Raw genomic sequence first — 19,306 nt, 5'->3', positions numbered from 1 at the left:
TCATCTCAGGTTAAAGTTATATTAAACTTTAATACTGAACTGTTAATGAATGTTATAAACTTATATAAATACAAAGAAAATGGATCAATTTAAAGCGATAACCGCATATTATTTGTGTTTTACCAACAGCCAGCTTGTATATTTTACAGAGGTAGAAGTACCATATTCAACCCAGCTGATAAAATACCAGTAGGTGGCTGTAGGTACAGGTCTTCCGCCCATTCTTCCGTCCCAGATATATCGGTTGTCCGGGCTTCCTCTGAAAATTTCTGCTCCGTATCGGTCAAATATTCTGAACTCAAGATTCGTATTGCTCATGAGAGCAGAATAATCTATCTGTTCATTGTGTCCGTCGCCGTTTGGAGTGATGGTATTGATCAGGTTGATGATGGCAAACGGCCTTGTTATTTCCTCACATAATTTTGAGTCTCTCACAAAAACTTTGTGGGCCCCTCTTGTTACATTATTAAATACATTGGAACTCTGCCAGCTTACTCCATCCAAAGAATATTCATAAGGGGGTGTTCCGCCGCTTACTCCCACTGTCACTGTAGTTCCGTTGATCTCTATAGAAGTAATCATTGGTGTAGGGGATTCAGTAACAGTTACATTCTGTCTGTATACACAACCATTGAATGTAAGATCCACCCAATAGCTCCCGGCAGGAACATTGGAAATAGAAGGTGAAGTGGCTCCCGTACTCCATAAATATTTTTCAAATCCCGGCCCTGCATCTAACGTAGTCGTAGCTTTAGGACAAATAACCAGATCTTTTAAGATATCAGACTTTTTGGGGATTTTAACGGTGATTTTAATTGATCCTACCTCCGGGCAAACTCCGTTTTTCTCAAAACGGATATAATAGGTCTGTGTTCCTGTAACATTGACTGTGCCAGATATGGGTGCGCTGTTATTTTGTGCATCAGCTAAAGTGGAATGGAAGGTATACGTAACATTCGGGTCTATGGTAAACTGCGGGATAAACTGGGCAAGATTGACTGCTTTTATTCCATCCAGGTCATCATCGCAGACAGTAGTAACGGCTGCTTTTGTGATCAAAGGAATTCTGGCTCCAATACTGAATTGTAAAGGTTTCACCACAACAGCACATCCGTCCGGAGATTCCACTCTGATATAAATTGTCGTTGTTGCTGTATAGCTCCAGTTATTGGGAAGTGTATTGGCATTTCCCGCATTAGCATCAGCAAGGGTAGCATAATATCTTACATTGGTAAAATAACCTGGATTGTTCAGCACAATACCTGTTATATTGGGTAATATGACGGTAACTGTTCCGTCCATATTGTCATCACAGAAAATACCGTTGTAATTATTAAGAACAATAGCCAGATTGTATAAAGAGAGGGTGATTTGGGCAATACTTTTACAACCCATATTATTTTTTACCACCGCATATACAATGGTACCATCAGGAGCCGTATATGAATTGGCAGTCGTGATAAGTGCTCCCGGATTTTCTGTCTGGGCATCCACCAGGGTAGGGTAATAGGTAATGGTTACCGGCGAGTTATTGGTGACATTGGCAGAAGTAAGGTTAAAGGTTCCCTGCCCGTTAATATTACAGGCATGCAATGTGATATTGTTAACCGTAAGAGCTAGAATATTGATATTGACGGTTACCGTTTCACAGTCGGGGAAAACAGGATCGTTTCCACAGAATGTATACGAAAAGGTATCTGTTCCGGCAGTTCCCGGCGTATTGACGGTATACGTAATGACACCTGTTACAGGATTTATCACTACTGTGCCTGAAGCAGGTGGAGTAACAATAGCAACCGTAGAAGCTACCGGAACCTGTGCTGAACTGGTGAAAGCCGGGGTGATGGTTTGTGTGTTACAGACATTATAAGTTGTTGTCGTCAGCTTTGTACAGTTCAGTACTTTAAATGGTTCGGTCACCAGAGGAGCACATCTTCCCATGGTAACTGAGCAGGTGTAAAATCCGGACTGTGTAGGGTTGATGGACGAGCCTGTAGCTCCCGGGATAAGAGATCCGTTCACATACCACTGATAGGTGTCATAAATAATAGGGTCTACGGTAAGCACTATGCCTGGGGCACAAGTTCCTCCCGACCTCAAAATAACAGGCTGCGTAGGAAAACCAGCAAAAAAGCCTCCATATCCTACGGCATCACTTCCCGCATTAATCCCCGCAGTGATCGCTTTATCAGAAATCACGGTGATGGTTCCGGTTACATTGGGAATGCCATAAGTAACCCAGCTGTTGGTACCCGTCATATCGAATGGGCCCGTGGTAGCCGGAGGAGTAGCTCCATTCACCGTCACATTGGCTCCTCTTTCTGTAATAAGGTTTAGTTTTGTCGGAATATTCAGGATTCCAGATGGGTTAGCATTGGAGTGAACAAAGTTTTCATTAATAAAACCTAATTCATTGATCTGTTTCGGAAGGTAACAGTTCAGTGCGGGAATAAAATTAAACCCACCTGTCGCTACCTCGATTGCTGAAGCAGAATCTCCGGCAAGGACCTGGTAGACGTAAGCATTCTTAGAGGTCTTTAAATAAAGATTATAATGATTGAGCCCCTGGACTTTATATTTGGAATCAGGAATAATAAAATACTGTCCTGCATTTAATGTGGTGAGAGGGGGAATTTCATCGTTGACAAAGATCTGGGTATTGTCTTCCGTAGCAATAACGATAGCTCCTTCCATATTGGATCCTATAGTTCCGTTTCCTTTTACAAGAGCAAACTCAGTACCCAGTCTTTCAACCGGGACAGCCTGATCCATTAAAATATCAGAACTGGTAGGGTAGTTTCCGGCATACTGGCCGTTGAAATTTCCGTTGGTGACATTGACGGGTTTATTAGCGGTGATCTTGGCACCGATAAATACATCAGAGTTTCCGGGAGGTGAACCAATACCATCTATAATATAAGATTGACCTTTATTGAGGGTAAAGGTCATCGTGGGATTGGTAACTCCTGTCGTTCCGTTTGAAAACTGTGCTGTTGGCTTATATCCGCTTATGGTAACTGTTGTATTGTCTTCTGTAGCAAGAACGCTGGCCATGAAATTTAAGATAGCATTGTCAACCGTAATAGGTGCGTGGGCAGCATAAAAGTTTTTTCCTGTGGAAGGTATTCCTTTTGAAGTGATGATCTCAGCATGATTAAGGACAGAGAATCTTAAATTGGCATAAAAAGGAAATTCTGCTTTTAAATATAATCCTTTGGAGGTGGGCGTGAACAGATCTGCCTGACTGGTGGTTATGATATAATTCCTAAGTACATCAAATTTCTGGGGATTGTTTTTACTGATGTTCACTGTGCCAATAAGCACATTGTTATTATAAATGCTTACCGGGAAAGAGGTTGTCCTGTTGGTAGATAAGTATAATTTCTGATACGGATTTGGACTTCCGCTCCTGTCCATCATGGGAGCAAACCAATGTTCCCTGTCCAGCTGGGCAAAGGTAAAGGTGAAAATACAAAATATAAATAGAAAAGATAAAGTTTTCTTCATTCAGTGGAAGGGTTTAACACAAATTTAATAATAAAATGCATTCATTCTCTGAAAAAGTAATAAAAAAACCGTGACGTTAAAATCACGGTTTTTAAACTTCTGTTTTGTATGGATTATTCTCTGCCTTTGACAAGGATCCATCCTGTATATTTTACAGCGGTCTCCTTGCCGGAAGGTTCATTCCATCGGATCTCAAACCAGTAATTTCCGGTAGAAACTCTTTTGCTTCCACCTAAAGTTCCGTTCCATTTGTAACCGTTGGTTTTATCCCCCTGGAATATTTTGCTTCCATATCGGTCGAAAATAGTAAACTCAAGATTCTTTTTACCTGATAATAAAGAATAATCCAGAACGTCATTTACGCCGTCATCGTTCGGGGTAATAGCATTAATCAGATTAGGAATGGTAATTTCCACTTTGAGAGGTTCACAGTTATAGCTGTCTTTTACATATACTGCAGGAGTACCTCTGGCTACATCGGTGAATATATTAGAATCCTGCCACTGAATATTGTCCAGTGAGTATTGATAGGGAGGATTTCCACCTATGGCATAGACCGTAACAGTAGTGTTTGAAATATCAATATTTGAAACAACAGGCTGCTCCGAAGCATATACTTTCACCGTTTGCAGCGCAATACAGTCTCCTGTTTTCAGTTTGACCCAATAGGTACCGACACCGGCATTTTGGATAGACTGCGTAACTGCACCTGTGTTCCATTCATAGCCATTGAAGCCCGGACCTGCATCAAGTGTTGTCTTGTCTTCTACACAGATAATTTTATCTACAAGGACAGCAGATGTTACAGGTGGAAGAACAGTAAGGGTAACTTCAGCAATTCGGTAACAACCGTTTGCATTGATAACTTTTACATAAGCCACTCCTGTAGGAGCAATATAATTGGTGGGGTTTAAGATCTCATTGGTGCTGTTTTCAGCATCTGTAGGAGACGGATAATATTTTTTGGTGACTCCCGGTTGAATGGTAACGGAAGCATTGGTCAAATTAAACAATCCTGTAGCATGGTTAGCTTCCAAAAAGCAAGTTCTTAGAGAAGCGTTGTTGACAACAGGGCTTTCTGAAACAGTTAAATTCAGGGTTACCTGCTCACAGTCTGTGAAGTTAGGATTGTTTCCACAGAATTTATACACAAAAGAATCAGGACCTACATAATTGAAAACAGGAGCATAGCTGATAACACCGGTAGTAGGATCAATTACTGCAGTTCCATTAACAGGAGGAGTAATGATTGTTACAGTTCCGGGAACTACGGCCTGTGTAGAATTGGTAAATGTAGGAACAATGAACTTAACACCATCGCATACAGTCTGGTTCAAAGTAGTTTCTGTAAGACAGGTAAATACTTTATATACTGGAGTTATAATCGGTGGACAAGAGCCTACTGTTATTTTTACAGTATATTCACCAGATTGCGTTGGAGTATAAGAATTGCTGATCGCTCCGGGAATCGCGGTGTTATCTTTATACCATTGATAAGAATCAAAGCTGTCATCTAATTCCAGTACAATTCCCGGTATACAGTCACCGGTTTGCTTGGCAATAACGGGGATGGAGGAGAATCCTGCAAAATATCCACCGTAGCCTACTACACCACTTCCACCAGAGATTCCTGCCGTTACAGCTTTTGAAGAGGTGATCGTCATGTTTCCCGTCACGTTTGGTACAGAATAGGATACCCAGGATGAAGTTCCTAATACCTGATAAGGTCCCTGAGCTGCAGGAGGAGGTACCCCATTTACGGTAACAGCAGCACCTGTCTCTGTCAGGATATTTAATTTAACATTATTGGTTGTGGGAGGTAAGATATTAATGTTTCCAATTTCATCAATTTTTCTCGGAAGGTAGCAGTTTAAAGGGGGAATGTAATTGAATCCGATGGTAGCGTTACTTGCTGCAACACCTGCCAACAGCTGGTACACGTAAACATTTTTGGTTGTTTTAATGTACATATTATAGTGGTTATTCCCTTGACTAATATAATTGGTGTTAAGTAGCTTGTTTACCCTGTAGCTTTCTCCCTCACCAAGCGTAATGGCCGGGGTTGCTCCATTATTAATGAACACTTGCGTACCGCTTTCCGTAGCGACAATCAAAGCATCTTCCATTCTTTCAGCGATATCTCCGTTTCCTTTTACAAGAACGAATTCATTTCCTAATCTGTCCACAGGTACGGACTGGTCCATGACAATATCAGATCCGTCGAAGATGGAACCTGGGGGAATGATGGCGAACTGGCCGTTAAAATTTCCGTTAGTCACAGAGATGGGTTTGTCAGCTTCTATTTTGGCACCGATGAAGCCTTCTTTATTTCCGGCATTATCACCTGTTCCTTCAATGATATAGGATTGTCCCTTATTAAGTGTGAATGTTAGGGTAGGATTGGTTACCCCTGTCCATCCGTTGGTAAATACAACGTTGTCCGAATAATCTGAAACAGTAACCACTGTATTATCTTCTGTAGCCATGATACCTGCCGTGAAGTTCAAAGCATTAATGGGGTTTTCTATAGGCGAAACGACTGCATAAAACTTTTTACCGATTCCGGCTTTTCCCTTGGAGGTTAGAATTTCACCATGACTGGTAACCGAAAATCTGAAGGTTGCAAAATATGGTTTTGTGCCTTTAGTGTAAAGTCCCTTGTTTACAGGAACGAACAGTTCAGAGGTGTTACTGGTAATAATACTTCCCAAAGGAATCTGAAAAGTCTGAGGAGCTCCCTTAGCAACCGTTACCGTTCCAAGAAGGGTATTGTTGCTGTAGATCTCTATAGGAAATGGGGTCGTAGAGTCTGTGGAGAAATAGAGTGCCTGCTGGGGGGAGCCTACATTGGTGCTTCGGGCGGCCATCGGGGCAAACCAGTGCTCTGTATCTCTTTGGGCGAAAAGTGGGTTAATGGCTGTCAACAGCAAAAGAAAAGTGAGTAAAAATATTTTCATTTATTTGAGAATTAGGATTCTGGCAAAAATAGGAGAATATTTAATGTGCCATTATAAAATTTTTAAAAAAAGGTTGATTTTAAATTAAAAAAAACCGCGATTTCAAATCGCGGTTCATTATTTATTACTAAGAATGGTTTATTCTATATTTTTAACTAAGATCCATCCTGTATATTTAATTGGGGTTTTTTCCTTATTGGATTCATTCCAGTTGATATGGTACCAATAGGTTCCGGTTACCAATTTCTTATCATAGTGTCTTCCGTCCCATTTGTAATTATTGAATTTGTTTCCGGTGAATATCATATTTCCGTATCTGTCATAAATTACAAAACTAAGATTCTCTTTATAAGCTAATTCGCTGTAATCAATAAAATCATTTTTATTGTCACCGTTAGGCGTGATAGCATTGATCAAATTCGGGATCGTTACTTCAACTGCAGTAGGATCACAATTGTAGGCATCTTTTACATAGAATGTATGTTGTCCTCTTGTCAATCCTGTGAAGATGTTAGAATCCTGCCAGTTTGTCGGTGTATCTACCGCATATTTATAAGGTGCTTTTCCGCCGTTTACAATAACGGTTGCTGTGGTATTCGAAATTTCAATCTTAGTGATTACGGGATCTTCAACTTTTCTTACTCTCACTATTTGTGGCAGAAGACATCCGTTTTTGCCTAAAATCACAGAATATTCTCCAATTCCTACATTTTGGATAGAAGCTGTTGTCGCTCCTGTACTCCATAGATAAGAATCATATCCAGGGCCTGCATCCAGATTTGTTTTGCTGTCTGCACAAATAAACTGGTCAACAAGAATTGGTGATTTTTTGATTGGAAGAGCAATCAGTTCAATTTTTGCAATAGCTGTACATCCCTCGTTGGTGGTTACTTTTACATAGACGAATCCTCCGGCAGATGCATAGGTGGCAGGAGCTGTAATTTCATTAGTTCCTGCATTAAGATCAGCCATTGAAGGGTAGTATTTTTTTACAACTGGATTATAGTCAGTAATGCTTGCTTTGGTAAGATCAAAATGAGCATATGGATCTACATCATACTGACAAGCCTTTAGTATGGCATCTCTTACAACGAAAGGAACTACAGTAAGATTTAAAGTAATCTGTTCGCAGTCAATAAACTCAGTGGCATTACCACAGAATTTATAAACAATCTGATCTGCTCCATAGTAGTTGGCAGTAGGTGTATAAGTGATTGTTCCGTTTGGATTAACCACTGCTGTACCATGTGCTGGTGGTGTAATGATAACCAGAGTTCCCGGTACTACAGTTTGTGTTGAAGATGTAAATGCAGCAGTGATAACCTTAGTTGCACATGCATTCAATGTTTGTGTTGTGAGTTTTAAACAGGTAAATACCTTATAAATTGGTGTGGTAACAGGTGGACATGTACCCATTGTTACTTTTACCGTATAGTTTCCTGAAGTTGTAGGTGAAAAAGTATTGGCCGTAGCACCTGTGATAGCTGTTCCGTTTAAGAACCACTGGTAGCCTTCATAGCTGTCGTCTACCTCAAGAATAATCCCTGGAGCACATTCTCCTGAACGTTTAGCAATTACTGGGATTGATGAGAATCCGGCAAAGTATCCGCCGTATCCTACAGCACCACTTCCTGCAGAAATACCTGCAGTAACTGCTTTTGAGGAAACAACAGTAACGTTTCCTGTTACGTTGGGAACAGAATAAGATACCCATGCTGAAGTTCCTGTTACAGGGAATGGTCCCTGTACCGTTGGTGCGGGTGCTCCATTTACAGTGATGTTAACGATTGCTCCGGTTTCAGTAAGGAGATTGAGTTTTACATTTTTATTACCACTGGATGAGGTTTCAGGAAGTTCATTGATCAATCCGATCTCGTCAATTTTTCTAGGTAAGAAACAGTTCAAAGGCGGGATATAATTATATCCTTCCGTTGCCGTACTGTTAGCGATACCTGCCAGAAGCTGGTATACATATGCATTCTTAGAAGTTCTAATGTGCATATTAAAATGGGAACTTCCCTGATCGATATATGGAAATATATAGGTATTGTTTGGTCCCTGACCCACTCTCAGCCATTGTCCTTCATTAAGAACCTGAATAGGAGTGGTAGATCCGTTTAGGAATACTTCCGTATTGTTTTCTGTGGCGATAACCAGTGCATCCTCATCTCCATCATCTGAATCTCCGTTTCCTTTTACAAGTACGAATTCATTTCCCAATCGGTCTGTAGGGACAGACTGGTCCATGACGATATCAGAGCCACCTGAGCCCGCAATCGGGGGTAGGGCAAACTGCCCGTTAAAGTTACCGTTGGTAACAGATATAGGTTTATTGGATTCTATTTTTGCACCGATGAAACCGAAGGCATTCGTTCCGCTAGCCTCCCTTCCCTCGATAATATATGCTTGTCCTTTATTAAGGGTAAATGTCAGAGTAGGGTTTGTAGTTCCTGTAGTTCCGTTAGAGAACTGTACGCCTGTATTATAGCCGGAAACGGTAACCGTTGTATTGTCTTCCGTGGCTAAAACTCCAGTCGTAAAATTTAAAAGGGTAAGGTTCTGGCCAGTCATTGGAGTAGCAGCAGCATAGAATTTCTTTCCAATTCCCGCTTTTCCCTTAGAGGTTAATATTTCACCATGGCTTAAAACACTAAATCTGAAATTAACGTAATAGGGTTTTAGTCCTTTAGTATAAATTCCTTTACCTATTGGCAAAAACATTTCAGCAGCATTCAATGTAATCATGGTAGCCGTTGTAATATCAAATGTTTTAGGATCCCCTTTCATAATAGTTACCGTACCAAGCAATACATTGTTGCTGTATATTTCTACAGGAAACGGGGTGACCGAATCGGTAGAAAAATATAAGGCCTGCTTGGGACCTGACAGACCTTTTGCGGCCATAGGAGCAAACCAGTGTTCCGTATCCCTTTGGGCAAAGACTGTATTAATTGATAAAAGAAGTAATACTAAACTGAGTAGAAATCTTTTCATGTGTGTGGAATTAGGATTTCTACAAATTTAAAATAATATTTGAAATAGTATTAAATAAATATAACAAAAGTTAAAAATTAATCACGATTTTTAATTAAAAGCCATCCGGAATATGAAACTGGCAATTTCGTATCAGGCTCAATCCATGTAATTACATACCAATAGGTTCCTGTAGGAAGGCTTCTTCCGTTTACTTTTCCATCCCATACATAATTCTTGTCTGTCGACTTGTAAACAGATGCTCCATAACGATCTGCAACCTCTATGCTTACGTTTTGTTTGATCTTTAAATCAGAATAATTAAGTACATCATTAAGACCGTCTCCGTTCGGTGTAATGGCATTAACCAAGTTCAGAACTAGAAATTCTTTGGTCACAGGTGAACAGCCATCTGAGCCCAATACATACGCTTTATGGATTCCTCTTGAAAGACCAATAAAAACATTAGAAGTCTGATAATTGATTCCATCCAGGGAATATTGGTAAGGTGGAGTTCCCCCGTCACATATACGGTCGCATTAGAACCGGATTTCCTTTACTTACCTGTACATTAGAAAATACTGTATTGTTATTAGAAACCTGTACGGAAAACGGGACAGTTTCGTTGGTCGACAGGTATAAATAACATTGCGGAGCTCCCTGAAGAGGACTTTCAGACATTGGTGCAAACCAATGTTCAGTATCTAACTGTGCATTAAGGAATAAACAAAGAAAAGTGCAAATAGCTAGTAGAAATTTTTTCATGCTTTATTATAAGGGGCAGCAAATTTAAACATTAATAATCTTTTTTTACCCTAAAATATTTCACCAATAGGCACTTAGGATTTTATTGTTGAATATTTAAGATTCACTTCATATTGGGTTAACAGCGGCGCATGATTCCATAAAAAATCCCGGTGAAATATTCACCGGGATCTGTATTATTTTTTGAAAGATGATTAAGCCAGGCTTATTCTTACAAATCCTGTTACTTTAAGGTCTCCGTTTACAGATTTTACATAGTCAGCAACAGAAAGGCTTGGGTCTTTAATGAAAGACTGGTGTACCAATGTGTTGTCCTTGTAGAATTTCTGCATTTTACCTTTAAGGATGTTTTCGATAATGTTTTCAGGCTTACCTTCTTTGATAAGAAGTTCTCTTTCGATCTCTAATTCTTTATCGATCGTTTCCTGAGACACTCTGGTTTCGTCTAAAGCGATAGGGTTCATCGCAGCAACCTGCATAGAAACAGATTTAGCAGCTTCGTCAGCTCCGTCTGCTTTAGCAGAAAGCGCAGTGATAGCAGCAATTTTGTTTCCAGCGTGGATGTAAGCTCCCAAGAATGGTCCTTCGATTCTTTCGAAAGCTCCGATCTCGATCTTCTCACCGATAACTCCTGTTTGCTCAATTAATTTTTCAGCAACAGTCATTCCGTGGAAGTCTGTAGCTAAAAGCTCTTCTTTAGTAGCCGCGAAGATAGCCATTTCAGCAAATTCGTAAGCTAGCTCGATGAAAGCTTCATTTTTTGCAACGAAGTCAGTCTCGCAGTTTAGAGAGATTACCACACCTAAAGTGTTGTCCTCGTTTACTCTAGCGATTACCGCACCTTCAGCAGATTCTCTGTCAGCTCTGTTAGCAGCTACTTTTTGTCCTTTTTTTCTAAGGATATCTACTGCTTTTTCGAAGTCTCCTTCAGCTTCAACTAGAGCTTTCTTGCAGTCCATCATACCTGCACCTGTTTGGTTTCTTAATTTCGCTACGTCTGCAGCAACTGGTGTATAAGACATAATATCTATTATTTATTTTATTTAAGATTAGTATTAATTTTTAGCTTAATTTTAGAGCAGGGCAAAGATAATGATTTTAATGATAAACTAAAAAATGACTTTTCACGTTATTGATATATTTAATACTATTTTAAAGACTTGATTAATGAAAAAAATATTTCTACTTATATTTCTATGCATTTTTACACTAGGTTTTTCCCAAAAAAAGAAGAAATCGAAATCTAAGGCTGTCGTAGAAAAAGAGACAGTAATCATCTATACAGAGCAGGATGCAGAGGCTTCAAAAGAGGCAAGAGTCATTGCCGGTTTCCTGAAACAAAATCCCGGACATGCCAAATCAGATTATTTTAAAAGAAAACTGATCGATATGATCATGGCAGATAATTCTCCTGAAGCAAAACCTACCATTAAACCAATCAGCAAGGAGAAAATTGAAAAGATTGTTCAGAATAACGAGCTGAACAGCGGAAAAACAATGGCTTCCAATACTGCTACAAAGGTTGCTGCAACAGCAAAACCGGAAAGAACTGTGGGCTACGCTTCTGTAGGATCTGCGAAAAATGCAGGGACAAGCAGTAAAGCAGAACCCAGCGCGGAGGCCAAAAGAACTGCAGCGATGCTTACCCATCTTTTTAATAACGATACGAATAAAAATGAAGCTTATATCAATATCAAAAACAGATCAAGCTGTAATCTGATTGTGAAAATAAGCGGAAAAAAATATTATAATCTGACTGTTCCTGCAAAAGGACAGAATTTTATTCTGATCGATAAAGGAGAATATGTACTGACCACTATGGTGTGTGATGCAAAATATTCATCATTGAAAAAGATCGATAAAGATATTGAGATCGCACTCAATATATCTGAGTAGGGGAATAACAACAAGAAAACGATAAGCAAAAACGGTTAAGAAATATTTCTTAACCGTTTTTATTTTTTTATCCTTTAAACTGTCCCATCGCAATGAATTTCTCCTGCCTTTGGGTTTCAAGTTCTTGTCCTGAGAATTTTGAAAAAGCTTTGATATTCTGTAAAATAGAATGTTTAAGATTCAGATAAGCTACTTCCGGATCATATTGAGCACCTCCTAGTGGCTCTTCAATGACACCATCAATGAATTTCTCTCTTAATGCATCTTTCGGGGTAAGATTCAATGCATTGGCTGCATCTTCCTTATGATCCCAGTTTCTCCATAAAATAGAAGAACAGCTTTCTGGTGCAATTACAGTATACCAAGTGTTTTCAAGCATGTACACTTTGTTTCCTACCCCTATTCCTAAAGCTCCACCGCTGGCTCCTTCACCAATGATATAAGTGAAAATAGGCGTTTTAAGCTGAACCATTTCAAAAATGTTTCTTGCGATCGCTTCACCCTGTCCTCTTTCTTCAGCTTCCAATCCGGGATAAGCTCCCGGTGTATCTACTAAAGTCACTACAGGAATTTTGAATTTTTCAGCAAGCTTCATTAATCGTAAAGCTTTTCTGTATCCTTCAGGATTCGGCATTCCGAATCTTCTGTACTGTCTTTCTTTGGTGGTTCTCCCTTTTTGGGTACCAATGATCATTACTTTCTGACCATCCAATGTCGCTAAGCCGCCGATCATTGCAGGGTCGTCTGCGAAATTTCTGTCTCCGTGAAGTTCCAGAAAACTTCCTTTATCTACCATTCCGTTGATATAGTCGATTGTATAAGGACGATCCGGATGACGGGATAGTTGTACTCTCTGCCAAGGGGTAAGGTTTTCGTAGATTTCTTTTTTCTTTTCTAAAATCTTATCCTCAATCTGGCTGCATGCTAATTTTACATCAACACCACTTTCTTCTCCTACTAAAGAACAAGTCTGAAGTTGATCCATTAGATCTTTTATAGGAAGTTCGAAACTTAAATATTCCATTTCTTGAAGTAAATTAAATCTTTCAAATTTATGAAAAATTATGAAAAACTATTTAAAATTATTGATAGCATTGTTTATTCTGGAGATAGTCTCCTCTTTTCCAATAAGTTCCATAATATCTGGAACATCCGGACCTTTCAGTTCTCCTACTAAAGATAAACGCAGTGGCATCATCACTTTTCCCATCCCTAGGCCTTTGTTTTCCGCGAAATCGTGGATAGCCTGCTTTAGGTTTTCTGAAGTAAATTCAGTGGCAGTAAGGTTTTCTCCAAATTCACCTAAAACAGCAGATGTTTCTTCGTTCCATGCTTTTTCATCATAAGAAACCGGAGCTTCGAAGAAAAATTTTCCGTTTTCGTAGATGTCTTTCGGGAAAGTTGCTCGTTCTTTCATTAAACCGATGATCTTCACCAGTTTTTCATCAGAGACTGCAGAAAGGTCAAGGTCTGATTTTTTTAGAATCTGAAGAAGCTCTTCGTTCGATTTCAACTGAATATACTGGTGGTTGAACCATTCAGATTTTTCTTTACTGAATCTGGCTCCCGCTTTATGTACTTTATGAAGATCAAATTCTTTGCACATGTCTTCCAGTGTCAAAATTTCTTTATCATCTGCCGGCGACCACCCTAAAAGGGCTACCATATTGATAAATGCATCCGGAAGATAACCGTTTTCTCTGTATCCTTTAGAAACAATTCCCGTTGCAGGATCTTTGAAATCCAATGGAAATACAGGGAACCCGAATTTGTCACCATCTCTTTTGCTTAATTTTCCTTTTCCTTCAGGTTTTAAGATCAATGAAAGGTGAGCAAACTGAGGCGCTTCCCAACCCATTGCTTCGTATAATAATTTGTGAAGTCCTAAAGAAGGCAGCCATTCTTCACCACGAATCACGTGGGAAATTTCCATTTCGTGGTCATCGATGATGTTGGCGAAATGGTAGGTAGGCATTCCATCATTCTTTACAAGAACTTTGTCGTCTAATGTATTGGTATTTACCGCAGATGTTCCACGGATGATATCTTCAAGATTCAGAATTCTGTCAATCGGCATCTTAAATCTCACCACATAAGGTGTCTTTTCGTCAAGAAGTTGCTGAACTTCCTCTTCAGAAAGTGCAATACTGTTTCTCAGTCGGTTTCTGGTTTTGTTGTCATAAGAGAAAACATCTCCTTTCGCTTCGAACTCTGCACGGATAGCGTCCAGTTCTTCAGGGGTGTCAAAAGCGATGTAGGCATAGTCTGTTTTCAGAATCTTCTCCGTATACCTGTCATAGATATCTCTTCTCTCAGACTGTCTGTAAGGTGCAAATTTCCCTCCTTTCTTCGGACTTTCATCAGGAATGATTCCGCACCATTCTAAAGCTTCCTCGATGTATTCTTCCGCTCCTTCTACATACCTTGCTGTATCTGTATCTTCGATTCGAAGTACAAATTCACCACCTTGGTTTTTGGCAAAAAGATAATCATATAATGCGGTTCTTACGCCTCCCAAATGCAAAGGTCCGGTAGGACTTGGAGCAAAACGAACTCTTACTTTCTCCATTTCAATTAAAATTTTGGTGCAAATTTACTTAAAATTATATGTTTTAAGGATTATTTACAGTTTGGTTGTTGGCTTTTTTTGATTTCGGAGATTAAAAAAGGATGAAGTTAAAATTGGCCTCATCCTTTTAATTATTTTTTAAGCATCAGCAGTTTAAAGAATAGGACAGGATTTTTGTATTTGATTCTGTACTTTTCTTTTTTCCATTCCATCTGCAGTCTTTCTTTTTCAGAATCAGAATCTGTTTCTGATAACAGGATCTCGTAGTTGAAATGAATAAGCTTTAGTCTGTATTTTTTATAAAGCTTCTGGTCAGCTTTTATATAGTCCATGTATTTGTGGGTGACCTTTTCGTAAGAATCCTTCATCAGCTTCCAGTTTCTTGAAAGGCTGGTGGAAAGTATTCTGTAGTGGAATAATTTTTTGTCTATAAATCCTACTTTGTAGCCTTTAGATGTCAGTCTTAGATTCATATCCCAGTCTTCGGTATTGATATTTTCATCAAAAGGATATTCTACCAGAAGTTTTCTTTTTACAAATGTTCCTACGTTGGATGTTTTGTTTTCAGAGACATTTTCATGGAAAAAATTGGGAAGACTGTCGATGACCTGTTTCTTTTCTTTCGGAGTGTAGGTGTCTGTTGTTTTATCTTCTGTCTGGTAGTATTTATAACCGTCCGAAAGAATAAAATCTACCGCATTTTCCTGAATATAGGATACCTTCTCAGCCAGGCTGTCTTCTGTGTACCAGTCATCTCCCGAAAGCAGAGAAATATATTCTCCTGAAGCATGTGAAACTGCAATATTAATATTTTTAGCCACCCCAAAACTTTCTGTATTCCTGATCATTTGATAATGCTGGCCAAACTTCGAAAGCACCTTTTCTGCATTTTCAAAGGTCTTATCTTTTGAGGCATTATCCAACAGAATAATTTCATAATTATGGTAGGTCTGCGAAATGGCGGACATACATGCCTGCTCAATGAACTTTTCATGGTTCATGGTGATGATGATGAGGCTTACAAGCGGCGGGTTAGTCATTGTTTAAAGATACTGATTTTAGATAGGATGAGTTTAATTACCGTAAATGGTAAAATATTTTGTCTTTTTGATTGCTTTTTTTTGTTTCATAAGTTCAAGGGTTATTGAACTGACAAAGAAGCCCTCTTTATAGTAATGCAAGAGATTATTATCTACTGCTATTGTATTTGTTTTTAATTTTTGAAGATCAGATTTCCAGCTTGGATATTCAACATCCATTTCCCATGAGGCACGGTTTAAAAAACTTGCGTTAATAATATCCAAAAGAGGAGAGGCGGGTAAGAATATAACATCTTTATGTACTTGATGTATCTGTTGTGCCTCTAGGATATAGGAGTATTCTTTTTCAGAAACCAACAGTCCTGAAACTGCCGGAACATTTTTAATAAAAATATGTTTAGATGTAAGACTTTCGGAGTGATAAGGATACTTGCCTCTATATATTGAAAAAGCGGTTAATATTACTCCCCATAAAAGCATGAAAAATCTGTCTTGCCTTTCGATGAATTTATAAAGAAGAATTAAAATAAAAAAAACAGGTGTATTATATCCCCAGGATATAGAAGAGCACCAACCGAGAAACAGTAATAAAAATATAAATTTATTTTGCCGTTCATACTTTAGAAATAAGATAAATAAGATGACATACAAGACATAAGTTCCCTTGAATTGCCCGGCATTAAAAAAAGGATATATGATAAAGATAGACAATACAGCCACTAATGCTATTTCAAATACTTTTCTATTAATACGTATAAAATAGATCAGGACTAATGAAATTATATAAAGTATGGTGTGAAAATTTTTTTCAAAAGAAAAGTAAGGAGCTATACAGCCTTCATAAATATAAGATGGTGATGCATGTTGTAAAACCTGTTCTATAAATAAGTTGAAATTTTCAATAATTCGATATTGAAACAGTACTGCAATTAAGAATAAAAAAGAAGGGATAAAAAGGTATAGGTCTTTTTTTGAAATCACAAATTTTTTAAACAGATCAAGAAGGATAATGACTGATGCACCCAGCCCGAAAATAACAAACGATTGCTTGGTAAGTGAAGCGAATGCAATAAAAAGAAGTGAGCTCAGATACCATTTTTCTTTATAAAACAGCAAAGCAAGCACAGCAAATAAAATTCCATCTATAGTATGCCAGGGCATGATAGGGAAGGTATGAAGAAAGCATAACACCAAAAATACGGTGGTCAGTAAATTCTTCTTATCAAAGATAAGCTTCTGTATGACATAGCAGATGATAAAGCTTTCTATAATAACAAGAATTCTGGAAATTAAAATTAAATAATCAAACTGTAGCGGAATAAACTTAAGCAGGTAATCCCAAAAGCTAACTCCGAAAAAGGGACGGATAAAATCGTAATCTTTATAAATAATCTGCCCTGTTTTTAATCTTCCCACTGCGGATAACTGAAAACCCAAATCTGCCTGATTGATAGAATAAACACTTATGAAAGCAAAATACAGACCTGATAAAAATAACATTCCATAAAAGAAAATCTGATTTTTACTATAATTAGGTGCCGAATCCATATTTGTCATATATTTTTAGTTGCAATAAATATTTTTATTTCTTTCATGAATTCAGTTTAAATACAGTGTTACCCAATGGTCGAGAGTATACTTATTATAAACTTCTTCAGGTGGTTTTTCGTGTGGGGTATGAAAAAAATCTTTTTATGTTACGGAATTTTTATTCAGTACCAGAATATTGAGGATTATAAAGATCGCAGACTTTAATGGTTGGATTATCCGTGATGATTTTTGCCATGGCTTCAAATATCCTGAAATTAGGTCTGCCTGATCAGAACGCATGAGGTAAAAGACAACTTTAGTAATCTTGTAATAGATGGGCAGCGTATGATGAGATGTTTTTTCTTCCGAACTTTAAATCTTAATTTTTTGTTTTTTTGCCGGGTTTCCAAACCAGGTTTCTCCGGCAGGTATATCCTTTGTCACAACACTTCCTGCTCCTACCACTGCATTCTCATGAATGGTAATTCCTGGAAGTATGGTTGCATTTGCTCCAATAGAGGCTCCTTTTTTGACAGTGGTTTTTAGTAAAGTGAAATTTTTATTTTTGGATACAGGGTTTTTATCATTGGTAAAAGTTACATTGGGCCCAATAAAAACATCATCCTCAATAGAAATCCCATCCCATATTTGTACTCCCGGTTTTATAGTGACATTATTTCCAATATAAACATTATTTTCTATGAAAACATTATAGTTGATATTACAATTCTCACCTATTATGGCATTGGGAAGCACAACGCAGTATTGCCATATCATTGTATTTTCACCAATAGATTTGCTTAGGACTTCCGCAGTAGGATGTATATTTATCATAAGTTTAAAAGTTGTTTTAGTTCATTTGAGAAAATTTCAGGATCCAAGTTATAATCTTCATGAAAATCTTTACTTGTCTGAGGATAAATATAAAAGTGTAAATCGAGCCCTATTTCTTTTGCTAATGTAGAAAAAATAGCGAAATCTCCCCAAACGGAACTAAGCCAAAGTAATCCTTTGGCTCCCGGATTTGTAAAAAGGATGTTGGTCCATGCCGCTCCTGTTGGTCCTATGATATAATCAGCTTTATTTACCAGGTAGATTTGCTCGTGAATGTTAAGGTCTTCAAAGAAAACCTCTTCAAACCCATATTTTTTTGCTGTTTCAAAAATTTCATGATCATTATATTTTCTATACTGTGATTTTCTTGAAATAAATACTTTTTTAATAGGCTCGATGCGTACCTTGCTTAGGTTTAGATTATCAAAGGCTGTTTTTCTAAGGTACTGCAGAGAAGATTTCGATAATTTTGCAAATCCGGCTTCATATTTTTCGCCCGGCATAATATTCGGGATGGCATAATTGATGCTCGTTATATGCCACAGTTTTTTGAACTGGTAATAATTTTTATTGTTGCTGAGAAATACAATTTTATAATCCTTTAGAAAAAACATCAGAAGGTCTTTCATATTTTCAACCTTTTGCACTTCTTCATCTATGATAATCAGTTTATTCTTAGCATCAGGGATATATTTAAAAAACTCAACTTTAGAAAGAATATCAACCAGAAAATGATAATAATTGAAGGTGAAAGTTCCGCCCAGGAAAATAGCTTCATCATCATAATACACATTCTTGTAATTCTTTACTTTTGCAAGAGTCATGGAATGTTGTATTAAATTGGTGGTATTGTATACATAAGTAATCCTTTCGTCATCATGCCATCTTTCGTAAAAGATTTTATCTTTTTTCAGGTTTAAAAAGTAGGTGGAATTAGGAATACAGAGTACATTTTGGAGTGCAAAAATCTCTAAGGTATTTTTAGGTGCTTTTACAGAAGCCTGAGGAGCATAAAAAGTTTTAGGAAGAAAAATTTCTACCTCTTGTTTTTCACTGATCTTTATTTTTTCCGTACAGTATTCAGACGGTATAGAATCCAGCGGTAAAAAATCTGTTACAAGCCTTTTTGCTTTTCTGAAAAAAGACTTGATATAATATTTTTTTCTAAGTGCTTTAAGCTGTTCTTCTAAATTTTCAATTTGTTCCTTTGCATTCATATTCTAAAACTTAAGATC

13 protein-coding genes are annotated in these 19,306 nt (G+C 37.9%); 1 reads left to right on the top strand and 12 read right to left on the bottom strand.

The window, feature by feature from the left end; genetic code table 11:
* Window positions 1–108: 108 nt before the first annotated feature.
* From HHL23_RS01230 to tsf, 6 genes are all read right to left on the bottom strand, one after another.
* Entirely contained in the window at window positions 109–3,507 is a 3,399-nt protein-coding gene (locus HHL23_RS01230) for a T9SS type B sorting domain-containing protein (protein ID WP_169233015.1), read from the bottom strand.
* A 113-nt stretch (window positions 3,508–3,620) separates the two neighbouring features.
* The gene (locus HHL23_RS01225; protein ID WP_169233014.1) at window positions 3,621–6,464 is read right to left on the bottom strand and encodes a T9SS type B sorting domain-containing protein; all 2,844 of its coding nucleotides are present in this window, start codon (window positions 6,462–6,464) and stop codon (window positions 3,621–3,623) included.
* Between the two features lie 138 nt (window positions 6,465–6,602).
* Window positions 6,603–9,458, bottom strand: a complete 2,856-nt coding sequence (locus HHL23_RS01220; protein WP_169233013.1) for a T9SS type B sorting domain-containing protein — start codon at window positions 9,456–9,458, stop codon at window positions 6,603–6,605.
* A gap of 77 nt (window positions 9,459–9,535) precedes the next feature.
* Window positions 9,536–9,835: a T9SS type B sorting domain-containing protein gene (locus tag HHL23_RS01215; RefSeq protein WP_169233012.1), complete on the bottom strand. Its 300-nt coding sequence runs from the start codon at window positions 9,833–9,835 to the stop codon at window positions 9,536–9,538.
* Between the two features lie 124 nt (window positions 9,836–9,959).
* A complete protein-coding gene (locus tag HHL23_RS01210; RefSeq protein WP_169233011.1) occupies window positions 9,960–10,202 on the bottom strand; it encodes a hypothetical protein in 243 nt (80 codons plus the stop codon).
* Between the two features lie 194 nt (window positions 10,203–10,396).
* Window positions 10,397–11,224, bottom strand: a complete 828-nt coding sequence (gene tsf, locus HHL23_RS01205; RefSeq protein WP_169233010.1) for a translation elongation factor Ts — start codon at window positions 11,222–11,224, stop codon at window positions 10,397–10,399.
* A 145-nt stretch (window positions 11,225–11,369) separates the two neighbouring features.
* On the opposite strand from tsf, the gene HHL23_RS01200 reads away from it, so the two are divergent.
* A complete protein-coding gene (locus HHL23_RS01200) occupies window positions 11,370–12,098 on the top strand; it encodes a DUF6759 domain-containing protein (protein WP_169233009.1) in 729 nt (242 codons plus the stop codon).
* A 67-nt stretch (window positions 12,099–12,165) separates the two neighbouring features.
* On the opposite strand, the gene HHL23_RS01195 is transcribed toward HHL23_RS01200, so the two are convergent.
* From HHL23_RS01195 to HHL23_RS01170, 6 genes are all read right to left on the bottom strand, one after another.
* Window positions 12,166–13,122 carry an acetyl-CoA carboxylase carboxyltransferase subunit alpha gene (locus tag HHL23_RS01195; protein WP_169233008.1) on the bottom strand — a complete coding sequence of 319 codons (957 nt, stop codon included), beginning with the start codon at window positions 13,120–13,122 and terminating at the stop codon, window positions 12,166–12,168.
* Between the two features lie 48 nt (window positions 13,123–13,170).
* On the bottom strand, window positions 13,171–14,667 hold the full coding sequence (gltX, locus tag HHL23_RS01190; protein ID WP_169233007.1) for a glutamate--tRNA ligase: 1,497 nt from the start codon (window positions 14,665–14,667) through the stop codon (window positions 13,171–13,173).
* Between the two features lie 131 nt (window positions 14,668–14,798).
* Window positions 14,799–15,707, bottom strand: coding sequence for a glycosyltransferase family 2 protein (locus tag HHL23_RS01185; RefSeq protein ID WP_169233006.1), 909 nt, complete (start codon window positions 15,705–15,707; stop codon window positions 14,799–14,801).
* A gap of 33 nt (window positions 15,708–15,740) precedes the next feature.
* Entirely contained in the window at window positions 15,741–16,832 is a 1,092-nt protein-coding gene (locus tag HHL23_RS01180; RefSeq protein WP_169233005.1) for a hypothetical protein, read from the bottom strand.
* A 777-nt stretch (window positions 16,833–17,609) separates the two neighbouring features.
* On the bottom strand, window positions 17,610–18,071 hold the full coding sequence (locus tag HHL23_RS01175; RefSeq protein WP_169233004.1) for an N-acetyltransferase: 462 nt from the start codon (window positions 18,069–18,071) through the stop codon (window positions 17,610–17,612).
* The gene (locus HHL23_RS01170) at window positions 18,068–19,288 is read right to left on the bottom strand and encodes a glycosyltransferase family 61 protein (protein WP_169233003.1); all 1,221 of its coding nucleotides are present in this window, start codon (window positions 19,286–19,288) and stop codon (window positions 18,068–18,070) included. Before HHL23_RS01170 ends, HHL23_RS01175 begins: the two co-directional genes overlap by 4 nt.
* Between the last annotated feature and the right edge of the window lie 18 nt (window positions 19,289–19,306).

This window comes from Chryseobacterium antibioticum, assembly GCF_012927325.1.
In the GTDB taxonomy this organism is placed as follows: Bacteria; Bacteroidota; Bacteroidia; order Flavobacteriales; family Weeksellaceae; genus Chryseobacterium; species Chryseobacterium antibioticum.
This window is presented reverse-complemented; position numbering and strand designations above follow the sequence as displayed.